The organism is Pseudonocardia adelaidensis (genome assembly GCF_039543345.1).
In the GTDB taxonomy this organism is placed as follows: domain Bacteria; phylum Actinomycetota; class Actinomycetes; order Mycobacteriales; family Pseudonocardiaceae; genus Pseudonocardia; species Pseudonocardia adelaidensis.
Genome location: NZ_BAABJO010000042.1, coordinates 1 through 15,406, shown reverse-complemented (window position 1 = coordinate 15,406; position 15,406 = coordinate 1). Strand labels below are relative to the sequence as shown.

Sequence of the window (15,406 nt, the reverse complement as noted above, 5' to 3'; positions counted from 1 at the left end):
GTCAGGCGAGGCCCTGCTCGATCGCGTAGCGCACCAGCGCGGCCCGGCTGTGCAGGTGCAGCTTGCGCAGCACGTGCTGCACGTGGTTCTCGACGGTGCGCGGGGAGAGCACGAGGCGGGAGGCGATCTGGCGGGCGGTGAGCCCCTCGACGACGAGCCGCACGACGTCGGACTCCCGCTCGGTGAGCTGGCGCTCGCGCTCGGCGGCCGGACGGCCGAACTCCTCGAGCAGCACGTCGGCGAGGCCAGGGCTGAACACCACCTCGCCGGCGGCGGTGCGCCGGACCGCGCCCGCCAGCTCGGTGGGCGCCACCGGGCCCGCGAGGTGGCTGGTGGCCCCCGCGCGCACGGCGGCCAGCGCGACGGCGTGGTCGGCCACCGCGGTGATCGTGAGCAGCGGCACCTGCGGCACCGCGACGGCGAGCTCGGCGACCGTGTCGAGAGCCGCCGGACCCCCGTCGAGCTCGACGACGACGACGTGCGGGTGGTGTTCCTCCACGAGCGGGAGCGCGCCCGCCGGGTCGGTGCTGCCGGCCACGACCACACCCCCGCACGCCAGCGCCGTCGCGACGTGCGGCACGGCGCGCGTGGTGGTGACGAGCACGGCGGAAGCCTGAGCGTTCATCCGGCCGACGCCGCCCACCGCCGCAGGATCATGTCCGGATCCTCCCAAAGAGGGAGGGTCCGCGGAGCCGGTTCGGAGGTGATCACCCGTACGGCGCAGGCGGTCACCGCCCGTGCTCACTCCTCGACGATGCCCTGCTCGATCGCGTACCGGGCGAGCTGAACGCGGTTGTGGAGCTGGAGTTTGCGCAGCGTGCTCTGCACGTGCGTCTCGACGGTGCGGTGCGAGACGCCGAGCCGTTCGCCGATCTGCCGGGCCGTGAGACCCTTCGCCACCAGGCGCAACACGTCGGTCTCCCGCTCGGTCAGCGCGGGGACCGCAGGGCCGGACCGGTCGCTGCCCGCGAGCCTGCGGTACTCCCCCAGCACCAGGCCCGCGAGGCCCGGGGTGAACACCGGGAAGCCGTCCGCCGTGCGCCGCACAGCGGCGAGCAGCTCCTCGGCGCTCGCGGACTTCACGAGGTAGCCCGCCGCGCCCGCCTTCACGGCCTCCAGGACGTCGGCGTGCTCGCCGCTCGCCGAGAGCACGAGGATGCGGGTCTCGGGCAGCGCGGTGAGGATCCCCTCGATGGCCTGCAGACCCGTGGTCTCGCCGAGGTTGAGGTCCATCAGCACGACGCGCGGCCGCACGGCACGGGCGATCCGGACGGCGGCGTCCGCGTCCGGCGCGGTGGCCACCACGTCGAGGCCGCGTTCGGTGAGGTCGCGGGCCACCCCCTCGCGCCAGATCGGGTGGTCGTCCACCACCATCACGGTGATCCCGTCCGTCACGTCCCGTCCTCCCGCGCCACCTGGATGACCCACTCGGTGCCCCGGCCCGGCCCCGTGTCGCAGGTGATCGTGCCACCGAGGTCGTGCACCCGGCCGCGCATCGACCGGGCCACCCCGAGCCGCCCCTCCGCCTCGGCCGCCGCGAGCCTGCCCTCGGGGATGCCCGACCCCTCGTCCCGGACGCTGATCTCCACGCCTGCCTCCACGTCCTCGAGCAGCACCCAGACCGGCGCATCCGGGCCGACGTGCAGCGCGACGTTGGCGAGCGCGGCGCCCACCACGGCCACCAGCTCGTCGACGGTGTGCGCCGGCAGCTCGACCGGGTGCGCCGGCGTCGACACCGTGACCCGCGACGACGCGAGCACGCGCAGCGCGGCGGAGAGGTCGCGGTAGCCGCGCTCGTCGACGGGCGCCGACCCGGAGGTGAGCAGCGTGCGCAGCGCGACCTCCTGCTCCCCGGCCAGCGCGCCGAGCTCGCCCGCCGCGCCACCGAGCTCCCTGCCGCGGCGCCGCACGTAGCCGAGGACCTGCAGCACCCCGTCGTGCACGGCGCGGGCCAGCCGCTCCCGTTCGGCCACGGCCGCCTCGGAGGCGACGGCGCGGCGCACGCGCTCGGCGGAGCGGCGCAGCACCATCGATGCGAATCCGATGGTCAGCCCCGCGAGCGCGAGCAGCTGGATGTCCGGCAGCTCGGTCGCGAGCCGCGCCTGGAAACCGACCAGCGCGGCGGAGACGGCGGCCGCGGCGGCGACCCCGCCCGGGATCCCGAACGCGATCCCGCAGGCCAGCACCGGGCCGGACGTCCAGATCGAGCCCATCACCGGCGCGTCCGCCGCGAGCTGCGCCGGTGTCTGGACGAGCGGCGTGGTGGCCATGACCGCGAACGTCACGACGACGTCGGCGGCGGCCAGCAGGCCGCGGCGGTCCCGGCCCGCGGGCCGCCGCAGGTAGGCGTAGCCGGAGCCGGCCGTCCACGCGCCCATCGCGACGACGACCACGAGCGCCCCGGCCCGGGAGGCGTACTCGTCGAGGGACAAGAGCACGCCCGCCACCGCGCTGGCCAGCGTCAGGGCCCGGTAGACGAGCATCCCGCGCCACAGCGGCTCGAGCGGCTGCTCGATGTCGGCGCCGGGGAAGGTCACGGCGCCAGCATGCCGGGACAGCTCGCCGGGGCCATCCGCAGGACTACCGAGTGCCGGTGACGAGCGCGTTGTAGAACCAGCCCCGCGGCACCACGCGTGCGAGCACGTTCGCGTCCAGCCAGGAGAGCCGCTGCCAGGACCGGTAGGCGAACATCGCCCAACCCCACCCGAGCTTCCCCGGCGGGACCGCGGCCTCGAACGTGCGGACCGGCCAGCCGAGCATCGCCGCCGTGAGCTCCTCGGTGACCACCCGCACGTCCCGGGCTCCCGCCCGGCGCGCGGTGTCCTCCAGCTCGGCGGGGTCGAACACGTGGATGTCCACCACCGCCTCCAGCGCCGCCGCCCGGGAGGACTCGTCGAGCTCCTCCTGCGGCCGCCGCCACCCCTGCAGCGGGGGGAGCTTCGTGATCGTCGTGACGGCCTTCCAGGTCAGCGAGCCGAGCCGTCGGGCGTACCGGTCGCCGATCCGCGTCGGCTCCCCGGCGAACACGAACCGCCCGCCCGGCTTCAGAACGCGCAGCACCTCGCGCAGGGCGAGCTCCACGTCCGGGATGTGGTGCAGCACGGCGTGCCCGACGACCAGGTCGAACGTCGCGTCGTCGTACGGGATGCGCTCGGCGTCGGCGACCCGGCCGTCCACGTCGAGGCCGAGGTGCTCCGCGTTGCGCAGGGCCGCCTGCACCATGCCCGGCGACAGGTCGGTGACCGATCCGCGCGCCGCGACCCCCGCCTGCATGAGGTTGAGCAGGAAGAAGCCGGTGCCGCTGCCCAGCTCCAGCGCCCGCTCGTACGGCCGGTCCCACTCGCCTGCGACGGACCGGAAGCGGTCGGCGGCGTAGGTGATGCAGCGCTCGTCGTAGGAGATCGACCACTTCTCGTCGTAGGTGCCGGCCTCCCAGTCGTGGTAGAGCACGTTGGCGAGCTTCCGGTCGTGCCGCGCCACCGCCACCTGCTCGGCGGTGGCGTGCGGGTTCGGGGCCGGATCGGGCGTGCTCATGGGTGGGCACCCTATCCCGCACGCGGGGCCGCGTCGGTCGAGAACGCGCAACGCCCACTTCGACCGGGGGTAGGGCGACTCGTTGTCGTATACGCAGGTCCACGCGGACACGAGGTGCTCGATCGGTGCCCCCACGTCCCGGCACTGCGCACGACGACGTCGCTGATCTCGGGGGACGGCGAGCGGCATCGGGGTGGAGGGATGGACACGCTGCGCCGACTTCTCGCCACGCGGGCACGCGACCCGCCCGGGCTAAGCTCGGTGGTGATGAGCGAACCGCACCGACCACCCCTTGCCCCGGGTCCCACCCACCCGCGCGGGGCCGTTCCGCGCGGAGCCTGGGGCGGGGGCCATCAGCCGCTGGTGCCGACCCCGGGCCACGGCGTGGTCGTGGCGGTCACGATCGCGCTCTCCGCGGCCCTCGTCGCGGGCAGCGCGGCCACCGGCGGCGGCCTGGTCACCCTGCTCGTGCTGCTGCTCGCCGTCGGCGCGCTCGTCGTCCCGGTCGCGCTCGTGGGCACGCTCTGGGCACGGGCCCGGCCCCTGACCCGGGCGCTGTTCGCCGCGGCAGGCGCCGCATGCCTGCTGCTGCTCGTCTGGGCCGTGGTCCGCATCGTCGACGTGCTGCCGACGGTCACCTTCCCCGCGTCGGGCTAGCACCCCGGCCGGACCACGTGCGCCCGGGCCTTCTGGCCTTGACCGGCGACGTCCTCAGCGGCCGGTGAACTCCGCCTTCCCCGGCCCGTTGGCCACGAACGACTCCATACCGATCCGCCGGTCGTCGGTGGCGAACAGCGCGGCGAAGAGCTCCGCCTCCAGGTCGAGGCCGGTGCGCAGGTCGGTGTCGAGCCCGCCGTCGATCGCCTTCTTCGCCGCGGCGAGCGCCACCGCCGGCCCGTTCACGAACTGCTCGGCCCACCGCCGCGCGGCGGCGTACACCTCGTCGGCCGGGACGACCTCGTCCACCAGCCCGATCTCCAGCGCCTCCCGCGCGTCGACCATCCGGCCCGTGTAGATCAGGTCCTTGGCCCGCGAGGGGCCGATGAGGCGCGACATCCGCTGCGTGCCACCACCGCCGGGGATGATGCCGAGCAGGATCTCCGGCTGCCCGAGCTTGGCGTTCTCGCCGCAGACGCGCCGGTCGCAGCCCAGCGCCACCTCCATGCCGCCCCCGAGCGCGTAGCCGGTGATCGCCGCGACCGTGGGCTTGGGCACCTCGGACAGCGCCCCGAAGCAGGCCGAGAGCCGCCGGGCGACGGGCGCCATGTCCGCGTAGTCCAGCCCGGCCATCTCCTTGATGTCGGCGCCTGCGGCGAACACCTTCTCGCCCCCGTGGACGACCACTGCGCGCACGTCCGCGCGCCGGGTGGCCTCCTCCGCGCAGGCCTTGAGCTCCTCCTGCACCTGCCGGTTGAAGGCGTTCATGGGCGGCCGGTCCAGCCGGATCGTGCCGACACCGCCCTCGACGTCGAGCCTCACGAATTCGGTCACGTCACTGACATTAGTGCCGTGGCGAGCTCGACCGGCCGGCTGAGTGCGAGCAGGTGCCCGCCCGGCAGCTCCTCGACCGCCACGCCGGGCAGCCGCTCGGCCACCACCCGGCGCTGGAACTCCAGGGGGAAGAACCGGTCCTCGCGGCCCTGCAGGAACCGGGTGGGCACGTCCGGCCACGCCGGGAGCGGCCACGGCTCCTCGAAGGGCGCGCCGGACTGGGGCACGTCTCCGGCGAGCCCCACCTCCGCGACGTCCTGCGGCACGTCGTGGAAGAAGTCGACCAGCGGGTCGAAACCCTCCGCGCTGCGGCCCTCGCGCTCGGCGTACGCGGCGCGCGCCGCCGCCTGGCCGGTGGCCTCCCACCACTCGCCCGCGGACTCGCCCGGCTTCGGCACCATCGCGTTGAGCAGCACGATCCCGTCGACCGGCACGCGCCGGGCCACCAGCGGCACCGTGAACCCGCCCAGCGACTGGCCGACGAGGACGAGGCCGGCGCTGCGGTCGGCGATCGCCGCGACCACGACGTCGGCGTACTCCGCGAACCCGGCGCGGTCGTCGGCGGCGGGGAGGTCGACCGCGATCGCCTCGTGGCCCCTTGCCGCCAGCTCGGGAACGAGCCGGTGCCAGTACCACGCCTGCCCGCCCGCGCCCGGGACCAGCACGAACGTGGTCATCCCTGCCCCCGTCGCGCGAAGTCGCCGGCGGTGCCGCCGTAGCGGATGTGCGCGAGCGCGTACTCGGGCACGACCCCGTCGACCTCGGTGGCCTCGGCCCGACCGCGCAGGAGCAGCACCTCCGGGTGTCCCCGCGGGACCGTCGTCACCATCATGGTCCTAACTTAGGAGTGGCTGCTCCGATAGCACAAGTGGTTGCTACAGTTCGTCCATGCCTGGAGCCCGGCAATACGACGACCCGTGCGGGGTGGCCCGCGCGCTGGACGTGGTGGGCGAGCGGTGGACGCTGCTCGTCGTCCGCGAGTTGCTGTTCGGGCCGAAGCGCTTCTCCGACCTGGTCCGGGGCCTGCCCGGGATCAGCCAGAACGTGCTGTCGCAGCGGCTGCGCGATGGCGCGGCGGCCGGGCTCGTCGAGCGGCGGCGGCTCGGGCCACCGGTGAGCGGGCAGGTCTACGAGCTGACCGAGCGCGGGGAGGCGCTGCGCCCGGTGGTGATCGAGCTCGCCCGGTGGGGCAGCCGGATCCCCACGACGTCGCGCGCCGACCTGTCCGCGGACGCGCTGGCCCTCGCGCTGCTCACCACGTTCGAGCCGGACGGGGCCGAGGACGTCCGGGTCACGCTGGTGCTGGGCGACGACCGGTTCGCCGCCGAGGTCACCGAGGGGCGGCTCGAGATCGTGCGCGGGGAGGCCGAACACCCGGACGCGGAGATCCGCACCACCGCGGCGGGCCTGCGGTCGATGGCGTTCGGCGGCCGGGACCTCGCCACGGCGATCGCGGCGGGCGACGCGGAGGTGCGGGGCGACGAGGCGAAGGCGAGCCGCTTCGTGTGCCGCTTCCCCCGCCCGGCCCCGGTGTCGGCAAGGTCAGCCGGCTACCGCAGCCAGGCCGAGTAGCGGCCCCTCCGCTTCTGGACCGACAGCGGGAGGCCGAAGGTGGCGCTCAGGTTCTCGTCGGTCAGCACGTCGTCCAGGAGTCCGGCGGCCACCACCGCGCCCTCGCGCAGCAGCAGGGCGTGGCTGTACCCCCGCGGGATCTCCTCGACGTGGTGGGTGACCAGCACCGACGCGGGGGCGTCCGGGTCGGCGGCGAGCGCGGCGAGGCGCCCGACGAGGTCCTCGCGCCCACCCAGGTCCAGGCCCGCGGCCGGCTCGTCGAAGAGGATCAGTTCCGGGTCGGTCATGAGGGCGCGCGCGATCAGGGTGCGCTTGCGCTCCCCCTCCGACAGCGTGCCGTACTCGCGGGCGGCGAACCCCCGCATGCCCATCGCGGCGAGCAGCTCGTCGGCGCGGCCGGTGTCGGTGGCGTCGTAGCGTTCCCGCCAGCGGCCGAGCACGCCCCACCCGGCGCTGACGACGACGTCGCGCACCGTCTCGTCGTTCGGCACGCGCAGCCCCAGCGCGGCGGACGTCAGGCCGATCCGGGTGCGCAGCTCGAACACGTTGACGCGCCCGAGCTGCTCGCCGAGCACGTGCACCGTGCCGGCCGTCGGGTGCAGCTCGGCCGCGGCGATGCGCAGCAGCGTGGTCTTCCCGGCGCCGTTCGGGCCGAGGACCACCCAGCGTTCGTCGAGCTCCACGGTCCAGTCGACGTCGCGCAACAGGGTGTTCGCCCCGCGGCGGACGGTGACCCCGGACATCCGGACGACCGTGTCGGCGAGATCGCCCGCGGCGGGCAGGGAGTCAGAGCTTGATCCGGGCGCAGCCACGGGGCATATCCTCGCCGATCGTGCCGGTCTTCCCATTGGGTGCCCATGCCGACGAGGGCGGCGTGCGCTTCGCCGTGGCCTCGACCAGCGCGGATGCGGTCGAGGTGTGCCTCGTCGACGGCCTCGAGGGCGCGCCGTCCGAGAAGCGGGTGGCGCTCACGGAGCGCACGTTCGGGGTGTGGCACGGCTACGTCGAAGGGGTGGGGCCGGGGCAGCGGTACGGGTATCGCGTGCACGGTCCGTACCGGCCGTGGGACGGTGTCCGGGCCAACCCCGCCAAGATCCTCGTCGACCCGTACGCCCGCCGGATCACCGGCCACGTCACCGACCTGCGGGCCGCCCGTGGCTGGGTGGACGACCCGATGACGGGCCCGCCCAGCGCGGTCGACTCGCTGGGCCGTGTGCCGCTGTCGGTCGTCACCGCACCCGACGAGGCGGCGCCGGGCCCGCGCCCCGACGTGCCGTGGTCGGAGACGGTGATCGCCGAGCTCCACGTGCGCGGCTACACCAAGCTGCACCCGGACGTGCCGCCGGAGCACCGCGGCACGTACCTGGGCCTCGCCCACCCCGCCGTGATCGAGCACCTGTGCCGGCTCGGCGTCACGGCCGTCGAGCTGATGCCGGTGACGGCGATCGCGGACGAGCCGCCGCTGCTGGAGCGCGGACGCGCGAACTACTGGGGCTACGCCACCCTGGGCTTCCTCGCCCCGCACGCCGGCTACGCGAGCCGGGCGGGCGCCGAGATCGAGGAGTTCCGGACGATGGTGGCGGCGCTGCACGCCGCGGGCATCGAGGTGATCCTCGACCTCGTCCCGAACCACACCGCCGAGGGCGGGGTCGGCGGCACCACCCTGTGCTACCGCGGCCTGGACGCACCCGCCTACTACGCGCTGCGCAGCGACGGCCAGGACGCCGACATCACCGGCACCGGCAACACCCTCGACGCCGGCTCGCCCACCGTCATCCGGCTGGTCTGCGACGCGATGCGGTACTGGGTCACGGTGATGGGCGTCGACGGCTTCCGGATCGACCTCGCCAGCGTGCTCGGCAGGCCCCGCTCCGGCCCCTTCGACCCCCACGCGCCGCTGCTCACGGCGATCGCCGTCGACCCGGTGCTGACGGGCGTCAAGCTCATCGCCGAGCCGTGGGACGCCACCGGCGAGGGCTACCAGGTGGGCGGGTTCGGCGTGGCCTGGTCGGAGTGGAACGGGCGCTACCGCGACGCCGTTCGAGACTTCTGGCGTGGTCACGGGAGCATCGGCGAGGTCGCGTCCCGGCTCAGCGGGAGCTCCGACCTGTACCGGATCTCCGGGAGGCGGCCCTGGGCGTCGATCAACTTCGTCACGGCGCACGACGGCTTCACCCTGCGCGACCTGGTCTCCTACGGGCGCAAGCACAACGAGCGCAACGGCGAGGACAACCGCGACGGCACCGACGACAACCGCTCGCAGAACTTCGGCGAGGAGGGCGAGACCACCTCCCCCGTGCGCGCCGCCCGCAGGCTCGCCACGGCGCGGGCGATGCTGGGCACGCTGCTGCTGTCCACCGGTACCCCCATGCTGCTGGGCGGCGACGAGCTCTGGCGCACGCAGCGCGGCAACAACAACGCGTACTGCCTGGACGACGAGACGTCCTGGGTGGACTGGTCGATGGCCGGCGGTGCGCTCGCGGCGTTCACCGCTCGGGTCGCGGAGATCAGGCGGAGTTCCCCCGCGCTGCACCGCGACCGGTTCTACCGCGACGGCGAGGTGCTCTGGTGGCATCCGTCCGGACGCAGGCTCGGCGGGTCCGACTGGCACGACACCCAGCTGCACACCCTCGGGCTCCTGCGCGGCGAGTGGCTGCTGCTCCTGCACGCGGGGACGGAGGCGGTGGCCGCCACGCTCCCCGCGGGCGGCCCCTACGCGCCGGAGCTGGACAGCACCCGCGCGGACGGCGTCCCGACCACCTCGCGCCCGCTCCTCGGTGGCGCCACCATCACCCTGCCGCCGCGCTCGCTGCTGCTGCTCCGCGTGCCCTGACGCCGGTTGCCGGTGGCCCCGGTCGTCCGGCAGGCAGCGCTCGGGATGGTCATGTGGCGGTCCGACCAGGACACTGGGCGGCACCACCCGGGAGGACGCCGTGAGCAACCCCTTCGACGCCGATGGGACGGCCGGGCCGACGCTGCTGGTCGGCCACGGCCGCGACCCCTCCAGCGACCGCGCCCTCCTCGCCGCGGTCGACCTGGGGCGCCGGCTCGGCGCACGGCTGCACGTGGTGCACGTGGTCGACCTGAACGACTACCCGGTCAACACGGACGCCCCGGACTGGGAGCAACGGGGCGCGGAGGCGGTGGCCGCCGAGCAGGCTCACGTCGAGGGCCTGCTCGCCTGCTCGCCCGTGGACTGGAGCTACGAGGCGCTCCACGGGGACCCGGCGCGCGTGCTGTGCACCGCGGCCGAGGAGCACGACGCGCTCCTGATCGTCGTCGGATCCCGCGGGGAGGGCCTGCGCCGCGCGCTGGGGCGCCTCATGGACCCGTCGATCTCGCACGCGATGATCCAGCGCCAGTGCCGCCCGGTGCTGGTCGTCCCGGCTCACCACGGAGTGCGCTGAAGCACACTCCTGGCCGCGTCAGCCGCAGCAGCCGCCCCCGCAGCACCCGCCAGCGGCGGGCCCGGGAGCGGGAGCAGAGCCGCGCCCACCGACGGCGACCGTGCTGAGCAGCTTCACCGTGTCGCCATGCCCGTCCGGGCAGCGCGCCGGCTCGGAGGCATCGGCCATGGGGCGGCTGACCTCGAAGGTCGAGCCGCACTCGCGGCAGCGGAAGTCGTAGCGGGGCACGGGGAGAGCTTACGTCCCGGACGGACCGCGTCCCAGGGTGTCGCGCAAGTGAACGTTGCGTTTCTTAAACATGGACAGTATCTTCTCCTAGAGAACGATCCGTTCTCTAGAGGGAGTCGAGATGGCGCGCCGTGTGCTGCCGGGCCTCATGCTCGTGATGCTGCTCGGCGCCCTCGACCAGACCGCGGTGGCGCCCGCCCTGCCCGCCGTGGCCGCGAACCTCGGCCGGTTCGACCTCATGCCCGCCGTGATCACGGCGTACCTGGCGGCCGCCACCGTCTCGATGCCGCTGCACGGCAAGCTCGGCGACCGCTACGGCCGCAAGCCCGTGCTGCTCGCCGCGATCGTCGTCTTCGTGCTCGGCGCCTTCCTCTGCGCCACGGCGACCTCGATGCCCGAGCTGGTGGCCTGGCGGATCGTGCAGGGCGCGGGCGGCGGCGGGCTCATGATCGGGGCCCAGGCCGTGCTCGGCGAGGTGGTGAGCCCGCGGGAGCGCGGGCGCTACCTCGGCCGGCTCGGCGCGGTGTACGTCGTCGCGGCGGTGGGGGGCCCGTTGCTGGGCGGGCTCGCCGTCGACCACCTCACATGGCGCTGGCTCTTCGCGCTCTACCCGCCGCTCGGCCTGGTGGCACTGGTCGTCGTCGCCCGCACGCTGCGCCTGCCCGCGCCGCCCGAGCGCCCGCCGTTCGACGTGCTCGGCGCCCTGCTGCTCTCGCTCACGGTGACGGGGGTGGTCCTGCTCAGCAGCGGCACGGGCGGCCTCACGCCGTTCCTCGCCGCGGCCACCGTGCCGGCCGCGGTGGGCTGGCTCGTCACCGCGCGCAGGGCCGCCGACCCGGTGTTGCCGCTGCGCCTGTTCCGCACGCGATCGATCGCGATCCCGACCGCCGTGAGCGCGCTGATCGGCTTCGCCCTGTTCGGCGCGATCAGCTACCTGCCGGCGTACCTCCAGGTGGCCGGCGGCGCCTCGGCCACGCAGGCCGGTCTCGTGGTCACCGCGCTGATGGCGGGCGTCCTCGTCACCACCACCGTGTCCGGCCGGGTCATCACGCACACCGGCCGCTACAAGGCGTTCCCCGTCGCCGGGACGGCCACCGCCGCGCTCGGCCTCGCCCTGCTGGGCACCGTCGGGCGCGCGACGCCGCTACCGCTGGTGCTCGCCGCGCTGCTGCTGGTCGGGCTGGGCGTCGGGATGGTCATGCAGGTGATGGTGCTGGTCGCGCAGAACGGGGCCGAGCACCGCGACCTCGGCGCGGCCACCTCCGCCGTGACGTTCCTGCGCCAGATCGGCGCGAGCACCGGCGTCGCCGCGGTCGGCGCCCTGATCACGTCGCGGTTCGCGGCGGCGCTCCCCCCGGGCACCGACCCGCGCCTCGCCACCACCTTCGACCCGGAACGGCTCGCCCACCTGCCGGACGCGGTGCGCGACGCCTTCGGCGCGGCCGTCCCGCCGGTGTTCGGGTTCGTCGCCCCGCTGCTCGGGCTGGCCTTCGTGCTGGCCGTCGCACTGCCCTCCCGGCCGCTGCGCGACACCGCGCACGTCGCCGACACCACCGGCAACACCTCGGAAAGGAGCGCTCGATGACCTACGCGCCCACCCGTCCCGACACGGGGTTCGTGCTCCCGCTCTCCGCTGTCGGCCGCGCCGACGTCGCGGCGGCGGGCGGCAAGGGTGCCAACCTCGGCGAGCTGGTCCGCGCCGGGTTCCCGGTACCGGACGGCGCCGTGATCACCACCGACGCCTATGCGGCGGTCGTGGCGCACGCCGACCTGGGCCCGGCCCTCACCACCGCGGCGGAGGACGAGGGCGCCGCGCTGCGGGCCGCCTTCGCCGCCGTCGACGTCCCCGACGAGCTGCGCACGGCGATCCTCGACGCCTACGCGCTGCTCGGCAACGGGCCGGTGGCCGTCCGGTCGAGCGCGACCGCGGAGGACCTGCCCGGCGCCGCGTTCGCCGGCCAGCAGGACACCTACCTCAACGTCGTCGGCCCGGACGCGCTGATCGACGCGGTCCGCCGCTGCTGGGGGTCGCTGTGGACCGAGCGGGCGATCGCCTACCGGGCACGCCGCGACGTCGACCCCGCAGACGTGCGGATCGCGGTCGTGGTGCAGCGGATGGTGCCCGCCGCATTCGCGGGCGTGCTGTTCACGGCCAACCCGGTGAGCGGCGACCGCGGCGAGGTGGTCGTCGACGCGAGCAGCGGGCTCGGGGAGGCCGTGGTGTCCGGGCTGGTCACGCCCGACCACTACGTCATCGACGCGCGGGGGCACGTGCGGGAGCGGCGCCCTGGCCTGCGCGAGGTCGTGGTGCGTGGCGTCGAGGGCGGCGGTGTCGAGCACCGCGGCGACGAGGCGCGCGAGGAGCTGCCCGATGCGGTGCTCGCCGAGCTCGCCACGCTGGGCCGGCGGGTGGCCGAGCACTTCGGGCGGCCGCAGGACATCGAGTGGGCGTGGGCGGCCGGACGGCTGTGGCTCGTGCAGGCCCGCCCGATGACCGCGCTGCCGCCACCGCCGATCCGCCTGTCCCGGATCCAGCGCGTCACCGGCCCGCAGATCGTCGAGTACCTGCCGGTGCGGCCGTACCCCATGGACACGAGCGGCTGGATCCAGCGGGGCATCGGGCGCATGGTCCACCGGATGCTCGCGGAGATCCCCGGCGTGGAGCTCGACTTCGCCGACGTGCTCCCCGAGTCCGACGGCGTCGTCGACCGGTACGTCCCACCGCGGCCGCGGCCCACCCGGAAGGTGCTCAGCGCGCCGGCCCGCAACCTGCCGCGGGTCCGGCGCTACCGCCCGGCGGGCTGGACGCGCGACCCCCGGTTCGTCCGCTTCGATCGGGAGGCCCGCGAGCTCGCCGCCGTCGACGTGCGCGCGCTCGGCTGGGACGAGCTGCGCAGGCTGCCCCAGCGCACGTTCGACGTCGTGGACGCCGTCACGGACCTGCGGGTGGACTACCTGCCCCGGGTCGCGCTCGACCTGGTGCGGTTGCGCGTGCTGCAGGCTCTGCTGCGCCGGCGCGACCTCTCCGGGCTGACGCTCGGCACGCGCACCCGCACCGAGGACGCCAACCGGGAGCTGCTGCGGCTCGCCGAGCGCGTGCGCGCCGACGGGGCGCTGCGTGCCGTGTTCGGGCTCGAACCGGAGGCCCTCGCGGAGCGGATCGGGCAAGACCCGGCGTTCGCCGGCTTCCGGGCGGCGTTCGCGGCGTTCCTCGCCGAGTACGGCCACCGCGAGACGGCGAGCCCGCTGCTGATGTCCACGCCGACGTGGGGTGACGCTCCCGCCTCCGTGCTCGCCATGGTGAAGGTCCTGGTGGACGACGCTCCACCGGCACCGGCGGCCGACCGTGCCGAGGAGGCCGAACGCCGGCTGCTGGCGCACCCGCTGGTGCGCGTGACCCGCTCCGAACGGCGCGTGCGAAGGCTGCTCGCCGAGACCCGCGCCGGGATCGCCTTCCGCGAGGACACCCACTTCCACGGCACGCGCGTGCTCCCGGTGCTGCGCCACGCCGTGCTGGAGATGGGCCGCCGGCTGGCCGCTGCGGGCGTGCTGCGGGATGCGGACGACGTGCTGCACCTGCGCCTCGAGGAGCTGGAGGGCCTCGGCGAGCCCGCCACGCTCCCCCCGGCCGACGCGGAGCGGGTGCGGGACGCGGTGCGGGCCCGGTCGGCGCGCCGCGCCGAGCTGGCGGGCGTACCGCTCATCGCGCCCTCGGTCCTCTTCCCCGGCCGGACGCCCGCGGGCGACGCCCTGGTCACCGGCACCCCGGCGAGCGGCGGGCGGGCCACCGGTCCGGTCCGCGTGATCCGCGAGGCAGCCGAGTTCGGGCGGCTGCGCAGCGGCGACGTGCTCGTCTGCCCGTACACGAACCCGTCGTGGACGCCGCTCTTCCAGCGGGCGGCCGCCGTCGTCGTGGACACCGGCGGCAGCGGGTCGCACGCCGCGATCGTCGCGCGGGAGTACGGGATCCCGGCCGTGATGGGCTCGGCCACCGGCACGAGCCTCCTCGTCGACGGCCAGGTCGTGACGGTCGACGGCGACACCGGCCGGGTCACGGGAAACTAGTGCCGTGACCTCTCCGATCACCGCGGAAGCGGACCTCGACCACCGCAAGCGGCCCCGCAGGCGCGGGGCCGCCCTGGAGACCGCGATCCTCGAGGCCACGCTCGCCGAGCTCTCCGAGGTGGGCTACGCGCGGCTCTCGGTGGAGCGGGTGGCCGAGCGCGCCGGTGCGAGCAAGGCGTCGCTGTACCGGCGCTGGCCCAGCAAGGTCGAGCTGGTGATGGACGCGGTGTACCACGTCTTCCCCGACTCCGCCTCACCGCCGGACACCGGCAGCCTGCGCGGGGACCTCGTCGCCATGATGCGCGCGGTCGCCGGGCAGCTGGCCGGACCGGCGGGCCAGGCGCTGGGTGGGGTGCTGAGCGACGCGCTCGGCGACCAGGACAAGGCGCGGCAGGTGCGCTCCTACGCGCGCGGCAACAGCCAGGCGTCGATGCGGGAGATCGTGCGCCGCGCGGTCGCCCGCGGCGAGGTCGACCCGTCCGCCGTGACGGAACGCAGGCTGGAGACCGGGCACGCCCTGCTGCGGTACCACTTCATCACCCGAGGGGTCCCGATCCCGGACCAGGTCATCGACGAGATCGCGGACGAGGTGATGATCCCGCTCCTCCAGCCGTCGAACAGGGCCTGACGACGAGCGCCGATCGCGATCTTCCTCTCGTGGGCGTGCCCGGTCACCTCGCCGCCGATGAGATCGACACCGGGCGGGTGTTCCGGCGCGGCCGCCCCGGTGCACCTCGTACGTGCGCTGGGCGGGTGGCTGGGTTGGGACCACACCGAATTCTGTGGTCCCGTCCCTTTCCCGGGCCTCCTCGATCGTCCGGCGCGTTCCGCGGAACGCGCCCCCGGGCGTTCAGGCTGCGGTCTTGATCCGGCGGGGTAGCAGCACGTCGAGGATGGGTTCGGGATCCAGGCGGTCGCCGTCCCAGTCCGGGGTCAGCGTGCGGTGATCGATCCGCAGCCGAGCCCGGGTGTGCATCTCGACCAGGCTTTCGGCGTTGCCGGTCAGCGGCGCCGCCACCGCCGGGACCGGTGAGCCGTCCGGGCGCAGGAACTCCCAGCGCCCGGCCAGCCGCCGGATCCGGTAGCCGTGATCGTGGATCACCGCGTGG

General features: G+C 74.9%; 17 protein-coding genes. 7 read left to right on the top strand and 10 right to left on the bottom strand.

Annotated elements, in window-relative coordinates; genetic code table 11:
- Position 1: 1 nt before the first annotated feature.
- The 4 genes from ABEA81_RS36900 to ABEA81_RS36885 form a co-directional block, all read right to left on the bottom strand.
- A complete protein-coding gene (locus tag ABEA81_RS36900; protein ID WP_345611816.1) occupies positions 2 to 625 on the bottom strand; it encodes a response regulator transcription factor in 624 nt (207 codons plus the stop codon).
- A gap of 116 nt (positions 626 to 741) precedes the next feature.
- On the bottom strand, positions 742 to 1,374 hold the full coding sequence (locus tag ABEA81_RS36895; protein WP_425570818.1) for a response regulator: 633 nt from the start codon (positions 1,372 to 1,374) through the stop codon (positions 742 to 744).
- Positions 1,375 to 1,391: 17 nt separating this feature from the next.
- Positions 1,392 to 2,537, bottom strand: a complete 1,146-nt coding sequence (gene macS / locus ABEA81_RS36890) for a MacS family sensor histidine kinase (RefSeq protein ID WP_345611813.1) — start codon at positions 2,535 to 2,537, stop codon at positions 1,392 to 1,394.
- 43 nt (positions 2,538 to 2,580) lie between these two features.
- Positions 2,581 to 3,534: a class I SAM-dependent methyltransferase gene (locus tag ABEA81_RS36885; RefSeq protein WP_345611811.1), complete on the bottom strand. Its 954-nt coding sequence runs from the start codon at positions 3,532 to 3,534 to the stop codon at positions 2,581 to 2,583.
- A 363-nt stretch (positions 3,535 to 3,897) separates the two neighbouring features.
- On the opposite strand from ABEA81_RS36885, the gene ABEA81_RS36880 reads away from it, so the two are divergent.
- Positions 3,898 to 4,191, top strand: a complete 294-nt coding sequence (locus ABEA81_RS36880; RefSeq protein ID WP_345611809.1) for a hypothetical protein — start codon at positions 3,898 to 3,900, stop codon at positions 4,189 to 4,191.
- A 54-nt stretch (positions 4,192 to 4,245) separates the two neighbouring features.
- On the opposite strand, the gene ABEA81_RS36875 is transcribed toward ABEA81_RS36880, so the two are convergent.
- Genes ABEA81_RS36875 through ABEA81_RS36865 form a run of 3 tightly spaced genes read right to left on the bottom strand, consistent with a single transcriptional unit; the run spans position 4,246 to position 5,857 of the window.
- A complete protein-coding gene (locus ABEA81_RS36875; RefSeq protein ID WP_345611807.1) occupies positions 4,246 to 5,025 on the bottom strand; it encodes an enoyl-CoA hydratase/isomerase family protein in 780 nt (259 codons plus the stop codon).
- Positions 5,022 to 5,702: an alpha/beta fold hydrolase gene (locus tag ABEA81_RS36870; RefSeq protein WP_345611805.1), complete on the bottom strand. Its 681-nt coding sequence runs from the start codon at positions 5,700 to 5,702 to the stop codon at positions 5,022 to 5,024. Before ABEA81_RS36870 ends, ABEA81_RS36875 begins: the two co-directional genes overlap by 4 nt.
- Complete coding sequence (locus ABEA81_RS36865) at positions 5,699 to 5,857, bottom strand: hypothetical protein (protein WP_345611803.1); 159 nt, start codon at positions 5,855 to 5,857, stop codon at positions 5,699 to 5,701. Before ABEA81_RS36865 ends, ABEA81_RS36870 begins: the two co-directional genes overlap by 4 nt.
- A 56-nt stretch (positions 5,858 to 5,913) precedes the next feature.
- Between ABEA81_RS36865 and ABEA81_RS36860 the strand changes: the two genes are divergently transcribed.
- Positions 5,914 to 6,597: a winged helix-turn-helix transcriptional regulator gene (locus ABEA81_RS36860; protein ID WP_345611801.1), complete on the top strand. Its 684-nt coding sequence runs from the start codon at positions 5,914 to 5,916 to the stop codon at positions 6,595 to 6,597.
- Here the strand turns inward: ABEA81_RS36860 and ABEA81_RS36855 are convergent.
- Positions 6,576 to 7,340 (bottom strand): ABC transporter ATP-binding protein, encoded by a 765-nt coding sequence (locus tag ABEA81_RS36855; RefSeq protein ID WP_345611799.1) that lies wholly within the window; start codon positions 7,338 to 7,340, stop codon positions 6,576 to 6,578. The genes ABEA81_RS36860 and ABEA81_RS36855 overlap by 22 nt on opposite strands.
- Positions 7,341 to 7,429: 89 nt before the next feature.
- On the opposite strand from ABEA81_RS36855, the gene glgX reads away from it, so the two are divergent.
- Together glgX and ABEA81_RS36845 are read left to right on the top strand one after the other, a co-directional pair.
- Positions 7,430 to 9,430 (top strand): glycogen debranching protein GlgX, encoded by a 2,001-nt coding sequence (glgX, locus tag ABEA81_RS36850; protein ID WP_345611797.1) that lies wholly within the window; start codon positions 7,430 to 7,432, stop codon positions 9,428 to 9,430.
- A 100-nt stretch (positions 9,431 to 9,530) separates the two neighbouring features.
- Positions 9,531 to 10,004 carry a universal stress protein gene (locus tag ABEA81_RS36845; RefSeq protein ID WP_345611795.1) on the top strand — a complete coding sequence of 158 codons (474 nt, stop codon included), beginning with the start codon at positions 9,531 to 9,533 and terminating at the stop codon, positions 10,002 to 10,004.
- Between the two features lie 18 nt (positions 10,005 to 10,022).
- On the opposite strand, the gene ABEA81_RS36840 is transcribed toward ABEA81_RS36845, so the two are convergent.
- Entirely contained in the window at positions 10,023 to 10,232 is a 210-nt protein-coding gene (locus tag ABEA81_RS36840) for an FmdB family zinc ribbon protein (RefSeq protein WP_345611794.1), read from the bottom strand.
- Positions 10,233 to 10,353: 121 nt separating this feature from the next.
- Between ABEA81_RS36840 and ABEA81_RS36835 the strand changes: the two genes are divergently transcribed.
- Genes ABEA81_RS36835 through ABEA81_RS36825 form a run of 3 tightly spaced genes read left to right on the top strand, consistent with a single transcriptional unit; the run spans position 10,354 to position 14,925 of the window.
- Positions 10,354 to 11,817, top strand: a complete 1,464-nt coding sequence (locus tag ABEA81_RS36835) for an MFS transporter (RefSeq protein WP_345611792.1) — start codon at positions 10,354 to 10,356, stop codon at positions 11,815 to 11,817.
- Positions 11,814 to 14,297 (top strand): PEP/pyruvate-binding domain-containing protein, encoded by a 2,484-nt coding sequence (locus ABEA81_RS36830; protein WP_345611790.1) that lies wholly within the window; start codon positions 11,814 to 11,816, stop codon positions 14,295 to 14,297. The genes ABEA81_RS36835 and ABEA81_RS36830 overlap by 4 nt, the downstream gene beginning before the upstream one ends.
- Positions 14,298 to 14,301: 4 nt before the next feature.
- Positions 14,302 to 14,925 carry a TetR/AcrR family transcriptional regulator gene (locus ABEA81_RS36825; RefSeq protein ID WP_345611788.1) on the top strand — a complete coding sequence of 208 codons (624 nt, stop codon included), beginning with the start codon at positions 14,302 to 14,304 and terminating at the stop codon, positions 14,923 to 14,925.
- Between the two features lie 222 nt (positions 14,926 to 15,147).
- Here the strand turns inward: ABEA81_RS36825 and ABEA81_RS36820 are convergent.
- Positions 15,148 to 15,406 (bottom strand): hypothetical protein (locus tag ABEA81_RS36820; RefSeq protein ID WP_345611786.1); only part of this gene is annotated, 259 nt, incomplete at its 5' end.